The organism is Paraburkholderia sp. SECH4, assembly GCF_030511745.1.
GTDB lineage: Bacteria > Pseudomonadota > Gammaproteobacteria > Burkholderiales > Burkholderiaceae > Paraburkholderia > Paraburkholderia madseniana.
In genome coordinates, this window is sequence record NZ_JALOCP010000017.1 from 30851 (window position 1) to 44074 (window position 13224).

The following is a 13224-nucleotide window of genomic DNA, read 5'->3' on the forward strand; positions in this document are numbered from 1 at the left end:
AGCGTTCACGAAAAGCAAAAAGCCGGGTCTGAACTGCCCCCGGCCTTTCTCACCGCAAAAAACTACCAATCAGAACCGGTGAATAATACCCACACCCACCGCCAACTGACTGCCTGAGGAAGACGGCGCACTGTTATACCCATCGCCGAGTGTTGCCGTGGCGTCGATGATCTGCCCGGCGCCGTTGGTGCCCAGCGTCTTGCCCTTCGCCTTCTGATAAGCCTCCAACGCATAGAAACCCGTGCGCTTGGACAATGCGTAGTACTCGGAGAGATTGAACTGGTGGTATTGCGCATTGTCCTGAATGCCGTTCGCGCGTGTAGCACGGGTATAGCTGTACCCCGCGCCAAAATCCCACGCAACGGCCGGTTTCCAGTGCAAGACCGTACCAGCCGTATTGAAGATCGCCGTATCGTGGAACTTCGAGCCACTGCCCGGAATGTACTGGACGTTCGAATAGGTCGCCGTGATATCCCACGCGCCATTGAACTTATAGCCGCCACCCACCGCGAAACGCTGTTGCGCCTGCGCAGTCTGATAGCCGTTCGTCAACGCGGATACGCCGATCTGCGAGCCGCCGTTCGTGGTGGTCGAATCCGCGCCCCATGAGCCGCCGCCCGCGGTCGAATTGTTGATTCGCGAGAAGCCGACTGCGAGGCCGACCGGCCCCATCGCATACTGCACCGCGGTCGCCCAGGTCGAGCCCTGGTTCGTGCTGCCCGCCACGCCGCCCAGCGAATACGAGCCGCTCACCGTCAGGCCATAGAGCTTCGGCGACGTGTACTCCAGCGTGTTGTTCGCACGGTAGATCGTGTCGAGGCCGTCGATATCGCCAGGATGCGCGCCGTAGTAGCCGGTGATCCATGTGGTCGGGCTATACGGTGAGAGCAACTGGTAGTACGAAGCGTACTGGCGGCCCGCCGTGAAGGTACCGTACGTCGGGTTGGTCAGGCCGACCCACGCCTGCCGGCCGAACATCGCGTTGGTGTATTGCTGGGCACCGGTTGCCGAATTGAAGCCGGACTCGAGTTGGAAGATCGCTTTTGTGTTGCCACCCAGGTCTTCCGCGCCCTTGAGGCCGAAGCGGCTGCCCGCAAATACACCCTGCGTCATCTTGACGGCCGATTTTCCTCCGCTAGTGGAGCCGAGCGACGTCAGATTGTTCGTATAAGAAAAGCCGTTGTCGACGATACCGTATAACGTGACGCTGTTTTGCGCGAAAGCCGGCACGCAAGCCGCGATCGCTGCTCCCAACAGCACAACGTCTACTCGTCTGATACTTTTACTCATTCTCCAGATCTCCAAATCATACGTGTTATTGAAATTGTCTCAATCGGCATTGACACTCGAGGTTCGCCAAACACTTTGTTCTATCGCCCTTGCGGCTGCAGCAGTCGCTTTACCGTCAAGGCTAAGGGGACCGTGAAGAAGATATGGGACATGAAGCCACCGATGATCACAGCCGGGTCGTAGTAGTTCGGATGGTTATCGGAGGCGATCATGATTGCCACATGCATCGCGATCCACGCAAAAACCGCGTAAAACAGCGCCACGAAAGTGGCTTCGTATCCGCGCCGGCGAAAGTAAGGCCAGATTGCCGCGAACAGAACGCCCCACGCCGACGCGAACACGAAGTGAATACCCGTGCCGACGATATAAGCCCACACACCGAGCGACTCCTGCACCTGCTTGCCGAACACCAGCCCCGTCGCGTTGCGTGGAATGCCCGCCAACGGCATCAAGTGCTGCGCCCCTACCCAGACGAGTGCTTCGTAAATCCAGATGATCACGGCGCCGACCAATCCGCCGATCACGCCCGCGCGAATCATGGCCATGCGGTTCGGCCATTCCGTCACATTGGCCGTCTCACCCTTGTTGAGCCCACTTCCGCTCACGCTCAAATCGCCACTCATGTCTGCTCTCCTTCAATAACTTCTGGTTAGGGCTGCCGTGCACACAGCAGCCAACACGCCCTTGCGTGGGCCCGCCGCTGGAAACGCGTTCAGGCGTCGGCCACGGGACTCGTGATAAAGCGCAGCGCGAGACGGTTCATGACGATCGCCGCAGCAGCGATCAGCGCAGGCACAGCGAGCACCGCGAATACGGTTTCGAAACTGAATCCCAGCGACAGCAACGCGCCACCCACGAGCGAGCCCAGAATGCCGCCGAGCCGGCCGAACCCAAGCATCCAGCTCACGCCGGTTGCGCGGGCACGAGTCGGATAACAGCTCGGGGCAAGTGCATTGAGACCGGTCTGCGCGCCGCTCATGAAAAAGCCGGCACAGGTAACGAGAACCGGCAGCAGGTTCGACTTGAGCGTGCCCATGCCCAGCGCGAAGATGAACACGCCACCGAACAGATATGCCGCACCGATCACCGCGTTGCGATCCATGCGGTCCATCGCGAAGCCGACCGCAACGGCGCCCACGGTGCCGCCCAACTGGAACATGCCGGTGATCGCGGCGGCACGCTCGACCGGCAAGCCGGCATCCTTGATCAACGTGGGCAGCCAGCCAGTGAGCAGATAGATGATCAGCAGGCCCATGAAGTACGTGAGCCAAAGCATCAGCGTGCTGAATGCGTAGCCGTCCGCGAACAGCATCCGCACCGGCGCCTTCGCAGCGACCACCGGTTCGGGCGCGGTGAAGCGCACGTCTTGACCGAAGACATGTCCGCAGACGCGGCCGAGCGTTGTCGCGATGCGTTCGGTCGACATTTTGCGCACCAGCATCAAACGCGCTGACTCAGGCAGCAGCCACAACAGCAAGGGAACACTGAGGATCGGCAAGATGCCGCCGAACATGAACACCGCGCGCCAGCCGAAGTGCGGAATCAGCGAAGCCGCCACGAATCCGCCGGCCCCCGAACCGAAGTTGAAGCCAGTGAACATGATCGTGAGCAACAGCGAGCGACTGCGTGACGGTACGTATTCGGAGAGCAGCGTGGTCGAGTTCGGCATCGCGGCGCCGAGACCCAGGCCCGTCAGAAAGCGCAGCGCAACGAGTTCCATGGGTGAGTCGGCGAATGCGCAGGTCAGGCTGAAGAAGCCGAAGCAGAGCACGGAGGCAATCAACACTTTCTTGCGCCCGATGCGATCGGCAATCGGCCCTGCCGCCAGCGCACCGATCGCGAGGCCTACCATCGCGGCGCTCATCACGGGACCGAAGGCGGCCCGGCTGACGTTCCAGTCATGCATGATGACGGGCGCGACAAAACCCATCACGGCCGTGTCCAGCCCGTCCATCATGACGATCAGAAAACATAGAACGAGGACCAGCCATTGGTACGCCGACATCTTGCGTGCGTCGATAAACGCCTTGATGTCGACTGAGTCTGCAGATTTCATGCGTGTCTCCGAAGAAAACAGTTTCCCGCCCCGGCGTTCTGTCGAAGCCGGGGTCTTCTTGGTATTGAAATGAAAAACCGCTAAAAAAAGATGCGGCGCAGGGCCGAGTCGCCTTAGACGGCTTCCGGCACCCTGCGCGTTTTCAGAAACGCCTCGAGCGTTTCGCCTCGCATGCTGGCGTACATGCCGAGATTCGTGATCTTCACCACGCGCGCAAATTTCTCGAGAACGAAGAAACACACGCCATATCGAATCAGCCCGATCCAGTCCGTGTTGTCGACGAGCGCGCGCTCGTCCGCCGTCAGGCTGGCCACGTCGTACGCAGCGGTCCGGTTCTCCAGCCACAGCGTGCGAGCCGGCGCTTCCCGCATCTGCCAGAAGAAACGGTTCAGGCGCATCGCTTTCATACTCTGGCGGATATCGAACGGATACGTGCCCTTCAATTCCTCGATACCGATCAGTTGCGGGTTCATTGCATCACCTCTTCTTCGTAGAGGGTCACGGCCATCGCGGTGCTCGTCGCAAGGTAATAGCTGCGATGCAGTTCACGGACCTTCGGCCCGAGCGCGCCGCGCATCGCGAGCCACATGATCGTCTCGACGCTCTCCGCGCCTCCAAGGCGCACATAGTCGACATGCTTCATCGCGGCGAGACGCTGCGGCTCATGCACGATCAGATCGAGGAACTCGATGTCCCAATCAGTATTGTTGAAGCCGCTTCGCTCGCCGTGGACCTGGTGCGACAACCCGCCGGTGCCGACCACCACGACATCCAGATCCTGCTCGAACGACTCGATCGCGCGGCGCAGCGCCTGACCGAGACGGTAGCAGCGGTTCGCGGTGGGCAGCGGATATTGCAGCACGTTGACTTCCATCGGCACGAGCGACATCGGCCAGCCGCCGTCGTGCGGCAACATCAGCGAAAGCGGGGAATTGCATCCGTGATCGAGTGCACGATCCTGGAAAATCGTGAGATCGAACTCGTCGTTGACGAGCTGCTCCGCAATGTGGATCGCCAGATCGGGATGACCGGCAATGTCCGGCAGCGGGCGCTTGCCGGCGCCCTCGTCAGCGAACTCGTGATTGGCCGATACACCTAGCGCGAAGGTCGGATAGCAATCGAAGAAGAAGCTGTTCGCGTGGTCGTTGTAGAACATCACCATTACGTCCGGCTTGCGCTCGGCGAGCCAATCGGCCACCGGTTCGTAGCCTTTAAAGAGCGGCGCCCATGCGGGATCGTTCTGCTTGCCCTTGTCGTACGCCATGCCGATAGTGGGCACATGCGATGTGCCGATTCCACCAATGATCCTTGCCATATCCCGTTGTCTTCCGTTGCTTCGTGCCGCGCGCCAACCAGCGCCAATCGGATGGGTCGCCGCTACCGGGGTGGCAGCCATTGCAACCATCTTGATGGTGCGACCATAAAGATCATGCAGGCTTGCCGAAAGTACGGGTAAACCACATTCGCACCGGTTAAATTGCTCGCAAGCGCCCTGAATGCCAGTGACCGGCGCACGGATAAGCGCTGAAAGCCCCACCGGATAGGGGGTTTGGGGCATCGCTGACGAGCGTGCCGAGCCCCGGCCTCGCCTCCTGACTATCCACATGCGATAAACAAAACAGATGCCCGGGAAACGAAGTCGCAAGCCGTCTGGCAAGCGTGGTACGGGACGTGATGCGTCGCTATACTTGATGGCCTCGAATGAGTAGATACCCATGAACCAGATCACCCAGCACACGATCGCGGACACGTTGAACATCCGCCAGCCAGAACGCCACCATCCGTGAGCAGCAAAGAACTCCTCAACCTCGCGCAATTGCGAGCATTCAGACTCGTTGCCGAGATGGGTAGCGCCACGCGTGCGGCAGCGGCGCTATTTCGCGCCCAGTCGGCTGTGACGCGTTCCGTGCAGGAACTGGAGTCGGCACTCGGCGAGGCCCTCTTCGATCGCGGCCCCTCCGGCATGCTGCCGACGCCCGTTGGCCGCGCCGTGCTGCAGCGTTGCGAGCGGATCTTCGCCGAACTGGAAGAACTCGCGCAGTGGTGCTCGGCGAGGCAGGCACGCCGGCGGCCAACAGCAGAAGGCGCGCTGCCGGCCTATCTGCTCAACACCCGGCGGCTTCAGCTATTCATCGCATTGGCGCGTCATCGGCACATGCCGAGCGCGGCGAAGACCTTCGGCATCAGTCAGCCGGCCGTGAGCACAGCGATCCGGGTGCTGGAAAGCGGCGCCGGTTTGAGTCTGTTCCATCGCAGCCCGCGCGGCATCCTGCTCACCACGGAGGGCGAAACGTTTCTGCTTCACGTGCGCCGCGCATTGAACGAATTGCGGCATGTGCCCGACGATATCGCCGCCCTGCACGGCAAGATTCAAGGCGCAGTGACAGTGGGCGCATTACCGCTCGGGCGCACGTTGCTCCTGCCCAAGGCGATTGCGCGGATGACCGCGCAGCATCCGGGCGTGAGAGTCGTCACTGACGAAAGCGCCTATGAGGCGCTGGTCGCCGGCCTGCGCGCGGGCGATATCGACTTCATTCTCGGCGCGCTGCGCGATAACGACGCCAGCAGCGGTCTGAAGAACGAGCGCCTGATGTCGGAAGATATGGTCGTTCTGGTGCGCCGCGATCACGCGCTCACTCGCGCGCGCGATCTGAGCATCATGGATTTGCGCGACGCGCAGTGGATCGTGCCACGCAGCAATGCGCCGGCTCGCTCACTGTTCGAAGCGCAATTCAAGCGAATGAAAGTGAAGCCGCCGATGCCCACGGTCGAGACAGCAGACCTTGCGGTGATTCGTGGGCTGCTGCTCGGCACGGACATGGTCGCGGCATTATCGGGCCAGCAACTGCACTACGAAGTTCAGTCTGGTCAACTGGCGATGCTCGACGTGCAGTTGTACAACACCCGGCGCGACATAGGACTGACCATGCGGGCAGCCGGCACGCCCTCACCTGCGGCGCGTGCGTTGATCGACGCGATCAGGCTTTCGGTTGTCGATGTCACGCGCACGATCAGCATCGCCGCGAATTAGTCGCTGCGTACAGGGGCTTTCACAACGAGCCTTAACGCGCCATAGTCACTGGAAACTGGAATTCAGAATTACAAAGATAGCCAGAATATGCTGCTGCCGCCTTGGTCGAATAGTGACGATCAAGACAACGGAAGCAATATGAAAAGCCAACCTTTTTTGTTAGCACTATTCGCGGTCGCCGCGTTCTGGACTGCCGATAGCCAGGCCGCGCAGCCGGGTTACGCCTATTCGACGACGGTGCATCTTTCCGACGGCAAAACGCTGAGCTGTGCTGTGAACGAGCCCTTGAGCGCCGTGCGCGACACCGGTACCACGCTCACCCGACGCGAAACGACGGAAGCCGACGTATTGGCGACTCAGCGACTGCGCCTGCTCAGCGGCCCCACGTCTGAGTATCCATCACCGTACACTGCGCCGAACGTCACGTGCGGGGCCATCAGTTGACGCTGAGTGGGACGACGGAGTTCGTGCAGCTCATTCGGTACGATGCGGAACATCGTTCGGGAAAGGATAGGGGGCGTGAGGTCCTGGCCATTCCGCCGCCGGTGGACCGCGTAGCGCATCGCATCCGGCGAGACCTGCGAGAAAGCTGCACGTGAGTAAAGCGGCGCAAATGCACCGGAATACTGCTCGACCGTTCATCGCACACCTCCTCGCATCTACCGCATACGCTACTTCTTGGACCTCCGGTCGGGGTGGCAGGTTGCACACAGGCCGGTTCGACCGTCATAGAGCCGGCCTGCGGCGATGGGTGTCATGCGAAAACCGTGCTATCTGATTCCAGTTCTGTCCGCTGGGTTCGTGGGGCGGACAGCTTGTCTGTTTCGCGCAGCCTGAACACGGCCACCGCATCGACGAGCGCACGAGCCTGATCTTCCAGCGATGCCGCAGCAGCGGCGGCTTGCTCGACTAGCGCGGCGTTCTGTTGCGTCGCGTTGTCCATCTGCGTCATCGCGGTATTGATCTGATCAATACCGTGCGATTGCCCTTCGGAAGCAGCACTGATCTCGCTGACGATACCCGTCACGTTGCGGGCCGCCGTGACGATTTCGGCCATGGTTTCGCCCGCGCGCGTTGCCAGTTCGGCGCCGTTCCTCACCTTCGCAACTGAATCGCCGATCAGTTCCCTGATCTCCTTCGCGGCGGCCGCCGAACGTTGCGCGAGCGCGCGCACTTCTCCCGCGACCACCGCGAATCCGCGTCCCTCCTCGCCGGCACGTGCAGCTTCGACGGCCGCATTCAAAGCGAGTATGTTGGTCTGGAACGCGATGCCCTCGATCGCGCCGATGATATCGACGATCCGCTTTGAACTCGACGACATGTCCGCGATCAGGTCGACAACCTGGCCAACAACCTCGCCGCCACGTGCCGCGATCTCCGATGCATTTTCCGCGAGCGCACTGGCCTGCCGCGCGTTATCGGCATTTTGCCGGACCGTCGCCGTCAACTCTTCCATGCTCGATGCGGTCTTCTCCAGCGTCGCCGCCTGCTGCTCCGTACGCGTCGACAGGTCCGCATTGCCGCTCGCGATCTCGCCCACGCCGTGCGTAATCGCCGCCGTTCCCTGCCGCACCTGGCTCACGGCCGCAACGAGCCCCGCCTGCATCCGGCCGAGTGCGGTCATCAATCGTCCCATTTCGTTGACGCGCAGCGTTGCGATCTCACTGGCCAGATCACCAGCAGCAATGCGCTCGAAATGGCGAATAGCGGCATCGATAGGCCGCACGATCGAATTCGTCAACGCGGATCGCGCGACAAGGCCGAGGATCATTGCAGCGGACCCGATTGCTCCAAAGAGCCAGAGCAACATATAAAAATGCTGCTGTGCCGATGCAAAGCGCGCTTTTTGCTGCTCTGCCTGAAAATCCTCCAGCGCGCGCGCGGCGTTCCGGTAGTCGCTAAACAGTGTGTCAGGCGCCTGCCGTTGCGTCGTCCGGAACGACATGAAATCGTTCTGGTCGAGTGCCGCGACTTCGGGGCCAAGCGCCTGTTTCATCAATAGCTCGCGCTTCACACGCAGCGCGTCGGTCAGCTTCCTCTCAACCTCATTCGACGGCGGTTGCGCAGCATAGGCCGCCAGCTCGCGATCACTACTCGTCTGCTCCGCATGCACTCGCGCGAGCACCGCATCGGTTGGCTTTCCCTGCGCGACGAGCGTCTCGTACGCACCGAGATCGACTCGCACCTGCAGAAGCGCTTCGCTGCTGGCGCCAAGGTGTCGCAGCGCAGCCGTCTCTTCGCTGTACATCCTGTCGAGCGCTGTATTGGCCGTTTCCAGGCCCGCAATCGACGTTCCGATCACAAGCATCAACGCGGCCGTGTAGCCGGCAATCGTGATGGTCAGAGCGGTCCGGATACTGGTATTTCTGAACATGGCTGTCTTCCTCGACCCGGTGAGCCAAAAAAAAGCGGCGGGTGGATAAGTCCGCCGCCGCTAGTAGGAGCACATCGATGAATGAATCAGCGCGAATCTGATTCCCGGATCAGAAGCGAGTGCGCACGCCCGTGGTCAGTTCGAGCTGGTTGGTCGCACCGAAGGTGGATCCGACGGTGTAGCCGCCATGCAGCTTCATGTAGTCGCCGGCCAGATACACTTCAGTACGCTTGGACAGGTGATAGAACGCCGACCAGTACAGCGTTTCCTTGAAACCGTTGTGGAGGCCTGACGTCGGATCGAAAGCGCCGATGTTCGCGTTCGGAATATCGCCGTCGACGTTGTAAGCGGCGTTGTGCACGCGCATTTGCTGATAACCGAGTTCGTAGTCGAACGGACCCTTGGGCGACAGCTTGAGCGACGCCGTCCACGCATTGTCCTGACGCTGACCGAGCGCGCCCTGATTGCCCAGGTAACGGAAGTAACCCGCATTGGCGCGCAGAATACCGAACGTGTAGTTGCCGCCCACTGAGAACGTCTGGTTTGTAAAGCCAACGCGATTGACATGGCTATAGAAGCCAGACACGTCGAACACTCCACCGTTGTACCCGAGCGCTGCCTGGTAGTTGGAGTTGGAGCCGAAACTCGTGGAGTTGCCGAATGCGTAGCCCGCGCTGGCGAAAATGCCATTGCTGAACAGTTTCTTCCATGCCACGCCATTGTTATAACGTGTGCCGGTCGCGCTGGCCGCGTAGAAAATCATCTGCTTGAAGTTATTCGAATTGGTCCAGCCGCCCTCTTCCGTCGTCAGGCGCGCCGAGCCGTACGGGTCGCCATAGATCGTCGATGCGTCGCGCGCGATCGTGTTCTGGAAACCTGCCGTGATCTTGCCGAACGTGTCGTTCTCGATACCCACCCATGCGTCACGGTCGAAGATCTGGCCCGGATCTTCCATCTGGCCGTTGGCGACAACGAATTCGCTCTCAAGGCGGAAAATGACCTTCGTTCCACCACCGATGTCTTCCGCGCCCTTCAGGCCCCAGCGGCTGCCGCTGAACCACGGTTCGCCGTCGTTGCCCATACCAATGACATGATTGCCGTTCGCATCCGCGTGCGTCCGATAGGTGGGAAAGCTCAGGTCCATCAGGCCGTAAAGCTGGACGCTCGACTGTGCGTGCGCACCGGTTGCGGCGAAAGCGCCTGCCGTAACGGCCAAAGCCAGATACTTTTTCTTCACGATCGTCTCCTCTGATTACAACGTTGAAATTTTCGTTCTCGTCGACTGCGGTGACTGCCGTCCGAATATCCGGACAACGGCCCCGACTGCCGATGAGCGCAATCCTAGTTTTCTCAATCCTTCACGCAGCTTTCCCGTATCACCTGCACAACTAAGTGAATTCACTGATATACGTCGCTAATTCGGCGTTCGCTACGCGGTATCGATGCTGCACGGGATGGTGCCGACCCGCTTTAGCGTGGCAGGCCGTTCGGAGAAATAAAGCGGCACGCCACCGGCGTCGAACTCGATCACCGGCGCGTCTTTTGAAACAACGTGATTCATCAGGTAAAGCCGTGCAAGTCGCCGGCACCGCGAAGGCGGCGCCGGCGGCGCAACGAAATTGCGCTGCAACAGACAGGCAGCAGCGACCGGCAAGCGCCGGCTTATTTCGAACCGGTGAACTCGTTGGTGTAGGTTTTCGCCAGCTCGATATGCTTGCCTTTGACCGACGGGTTGAACGCCGACAGCACCTTCAGCACGGTCTCGGGACCGTCGGCCGGCATCTTGCCGTCCTTCGTAAACATGGGCAGCGACGCTTTCAACGCGCTCACGTAAAGCTGTTTGTCTTTCTGATAGTCGTCAGGCATTTTGGCTGCAATTTCTTCCGCGCTATGCGTGCTGATGAATTGCATCGTGCGAACGAACGCGTGCGCAAGCTTTGCTGCTTCCGCCTTGTGGGAATCGACCCATGCCGCCTGGACATAGAGGCTCGACGCCGGGTAGGTGCCGCCCAACGCCGCCTTCGTACCTTCGACCGAACGCATGTCGACAAGCACCTTCGCGTCGCCGGACTTCTGCAAGGCCGAGACGGTCGGCTCGGTCGTCATGCCGGCGTCGATGCGACCTTGTTTGATCGCCGCGATAAAGCTGGCGTCAGCGCCCACCGGCAGCATCGTGTATTCCGTGGACTGGATGCCGTGCTGTCCGGCGAGGTATTGCGTGAGGAAGCTTGTTGAAGAACCGAGGCCAGTCACACCCAGCGTCTTGCCCTTCACGTCCGACATCGATTTGACCGTTTCGGCCGCTTTGGTCGATACCATTTCGACCTCGCCCGGCACCTGCCCGAACACGACGATCGCCTTGACGTCCTTGCCCTTGGTTTGCAGATCGATCGTATGGTCATAGAAACCGACGACGGCCTGAACGGCGCCGGCCAGCAGTTCGTTTTCAGCGTCAACGCCCGCTGGCTGCGACAGAAGCTCGACATCGAGCCCTTCATCTTTGAAATAGCCGAGCTGTTCGGTCAGGCGCGCCGGCAAATAGATCAACTTCGTGATACCGCCGACCATGATCGTGATCTTCTCGCCGCCGGCGGCTATCGCTTGCTGCGACGCAAGACTGAACAGCAGGCCGGAAGCAACGGCGATATGGCGCAGCGTGCGAAAGCTAGGGGTCATCGATAGTCTCCGTTATTGTCCGGTGCGGCGGAATGCCGCCCGTCTGCATCGATGAGGCGATTCTAGGGGGCCGAATCCTTCTCGCTGCTTACACGGAGACCGAGGATCCGTACGGGATTTCCATGAGAGACGAGCACCAAAAAAAAAAGCCAGGGCGGTGGAGCCTTGGCTTGGAGAATTCTGCGGATCGAGCGATCCGGCAGAATCCAGAGGTGCCTGCTGCGCCTTGGAACGCAGCAGCCCCCAGGTACGGCAACAACAGCCGGGCGAGCGCGAAAGCTCAATGCCGGGCTTTGCTCCAGTGGGGCCAGTAGTGGCGGTGATCCAGATGTCTAAGCCGCTTGCGACGCATCTGCTCCCGGTAATAATGAGCGGCGACGAACACAGGTGCCATCGCCAGCACGAACGAACCCATAACGATTCCCACTGCTTCACTCATCGCGACCTCCATTGCAGAACTAGCGAACAGGTGACCACACCACTTTCAGTCCACGAATTGGACACTGGAATTCGTGATCCCAGCATCCATAAGCAATCCTTCATATGGGCCAGAGACCTCAACACGGGCATTGCTGCCCGCGTCAGTTCTATCGCTTCGCGCCCGCGGCTACGGGAGCCTGCTCTGAGTTGCTGCGCACTGCCTTCGATGCCGTGGCTGTGACTGCATCAAAATTACTCTCGACGGCATGCACGGCCTGCTGCCCCGTTTTCTGCAGCGTTTCATACAGGGTCGTGGTGGCGGCAATCGCGGATTTCCACGCGGCGATCGCTGCTTCGGAGCCAGTGGGAGCATGCTTCGCCGCTTCTTCGACGAGTGCCTGCACGCGATCGTTGTACCGCTCGTAGTGCGTCTGTGCGAGTTGCGTAACTTCAGCCTGAGTGGTCGATGCGATCTCGAACACTTGCTTGCCGTATGACAGCGATTTTTCCGCGAAGGGTCCGGTGAAACCGGCTTGCAGCGAGAACCATTGCGGCGGCTCCGTCGTGCCGGACGCCTTCGCCATGTTTTCCTGCGTCTCGGCCAGCGTGGCCCTGACGGCCTGCAGGTTCAGCGCGACCAGTTTTTCGACGCCTTCAAAGATCTTTCCGGCCACCCCGAAGAACGCGTCGACGTTGGCCTTCTGTGCAGCAACCTGCTCGGGACTCAATAGAGCCATGATTGAATTCCTCAAAATTCGGTCCGGCGCGCGAAGCCCCGATCGGACGGGTGTGATGCGGCGGATCGCGATGGTGAATAAATCGAAGTGGGTGTCGCAGATGCCTAGCGCATCCGGGCAACCGCCTTGAGAATGGAATCGCCTTCGCTTGTGATCCGGGGACGCGAACGTCCTGACGCGAGGTTTTCCAGTGATATGAGTTGCCGCTCGAGCAGGGCGTCGAGCTCGGCGCGGCCCAGTTCGATCTGATCCGGCGCGTTCTTGATGAGCATTAAGGTAGCGAATTCATGGGGACTCAGCATATCGTCTCCTCGATTTAGTCTATCTGCACGGGAAGCATTAATTACCCCTCCAGCGTGAATGCCCGGCAAATATTCCTGCCGTCTCCGCAAAGCGATCGTTCGAGAAATCGCATCGGGGAGACGCCATCATAACCGCTCAATTTTCAAATGCAATATGCGGGATGCGTTTTATCAAAGCGGCTGTTTTGTCTGTTGAATACTTCCGCATCGCGTGGTCGCGCCTTGCTCCCGACAACACCGCCCCACCCCCGTGGATACTGGCCTGGCATGGCCGATAGGTTGATCCGGTCAACACTCCAATGTTTGAATCGAAGGCTTAATTAACAATATCGATTCAC

The 13224-nt window shown here is 60.2% G+C and carries 14 protein-coding genes; 2 read left to right on the plus strand and 12 right to left on the minus strand.

What is annotated here, in order from left to right:
* Positions 1 to 69 precede the first annotated feature (69 nt).
* From M0D67_RS22200 to M0D67_RS22220, 5 genes are all read right to left on the minus strand, one after another.
* Complete coding sequence (locus M0D67_RS22200; protein WP_266239655.1) at positions 70 to 1290, minus strand: porin; 1221 nt, start codon at positions 1288 to 1290, stop codon at positions 70 to 72.
* Between the two features lie 80 nt (positions 1291 to 1370).
* Positions 1371 to 1913: a hypothetical protein gene (locus tag M0D67_RS22205; RefSeq protein WP_266239656.1), complete on the minus strand. Its 543-nt coding sequence runs from the start codon at positions 1911 to 1913 to the stop codon at positions 1371 to 1373.
* A gap of 89 nt (positions 1914 to 2002) precedes the next feature.
* Positions 2003 to 3346: an MFS transporter gene (locus M0D67_RS22210; RefSeq protein ID WP_266239657.1), complete on the minus strand. Its 1344-nt coding sequence runs from the start codon at positions 3344 to 3346 to the stop codon at positions 2003 to 2005.
* Positions 3347 to 3459: 113 nt separating this feature from the next.
* Positions 3460 to 3819, minus strand: coding sequence for a protocatechuate 3,4-dioxygenase (locus tag M0D67_RS22215; RefSeq protein ID WP_266239658.1), 360 nt, complete (start codon positions 3817 to 3819; stop codon positions 3460 to 3462).
* Positions 3816 to 4661 carry a gallate dioxygenase gene (locus M0D67_RS22220; RefSeq protein WP_200652869.1) on the minus strand — a complete coding sequence of 282 codons (846 nt, stop codon included), beginning with the start codon at positions 4659 to 4661 and terminating at the stop codon, positions 3816 to 3818. Before M0D67_RS22220 ends, M0D67_RS22215 begins: the two co-directional genes overlap by 4 nt.
* A 468-nt stretch (positions 4662 to 5129) precedes the next feature.
* On the opposite strand from M0D67_RS22220, the gene M0D67_RS22225 reads away from it, so the two are divergent.
* Both M0D67_RS22225 and M0D67_RS22230 read left to right on the plus strand, forming a co-directional pair.
* Positions 5130 to 6377 (plus strand): LysR substrate-binding domain-containing protein, encoded by a 1248-nt coding sequence (locus M0D67_RS22225; RefSeq protein ID WP_266239659.1) that lies wholly within the window; start codon positions 5130 to 5132, stop codon positions 6375 to 6377.
* A gap of 87 nt (positions 6378 to 6464) precedes the next feature.
* Positions 6465 to 6821, plus strand: a complete 357-nt coding sequence (locus M0D67_RS22230; protein WP_266239660.1) for a hypothetical protein — start codon at positions 6465 to 6467, stop codon at positions 6819 to 6821.
* A gap of 310 nt (positions 6822 to 7131) precedes the next feature.
* Here the strand turns inward: M0D67_RS22230 and M0D67_RS22235 are convergent, their stop codons facing one another.
* The 7 genes from M0D67_RS22235 to M0D67_RS22265 form a co-directional block, all read right to left on the minus strand.
* Positions 7132 to 8751, minus strand: a complete 1620-nt coding sequence (locus M0D67_RS22235; protein WP_266239661.1) for a methyl-accepting chemotaxis protein — start codon at positions 8749 to 8751, stop codon at positions 7132 to 7134.
* Between the two features lie 109 nt (positions 8752 to 8860).
* Complete coding sequence (locus tag M0D67_RS22240; protein ID WP_233464743.1) at positions 8861 to 9991, minus strand: porin; 1131 nt, start codon at positions 9989 to 9991, stop codon at positions 8861 to 8863.
* A gap of 189 nt (positions 9992 to 10180) precedes the next feature.
* Entirely contained in the window at positions 10181 to 10312 is a 132-nt protein-coding gene (locus M0D67_RS22245) for a hypothetical protein (RefSeq protein WP_266239662.1), read from the minus strand.
* 101 nt (positions 10313 to 10413) lie between these two features.
* Complete coding sequence (locus M0D67_RS22250; RefSeq protein ID WP_266239663.1) at positions 10414 to 11427, minus strand: ABC transporter substrate-binding protein; 1014 nt, start codon at positions 11425 to 11427, stop codon at positions 10414 to 10416.
* Positions 11428 to 11707: 280 nt separating this feature from the next.
* The gene (locus M0D67_RS22255; protein WP_166618145.1) at positions 11708 to 11866 is read right to left on the minus strand and encodes a hypothetical protein; all 159 of its coding nucleotides are present in this window, start codon (positions 11864 to 11866) and stop codon (positions 11708 to 11710) included.
* Between the two features lie 148 nt (positions 11867 to 12014).
* Entirely contained in the window at positions 12015 to 12584 is a 570-nt protein-coding gene (locus M0D67_RS22260; protein WP_266239664.1) for a phasin family protein, read from the minus strand.
* A 104-nt stretch (positions 12585 to 12688) separates the two neighbouring features.
* Complete coding sequence (locus M0D67_RS22265; protein ID WP_172309250.1) at positions 12689 to 12886, minus strand: hypothetical protein; 198 nt, start codon at positions 12884 to 12886, stop codon at positions 12689 to 12691.
* Positions 12887 to 13224 lie beyond the last annotated feature (338 nt).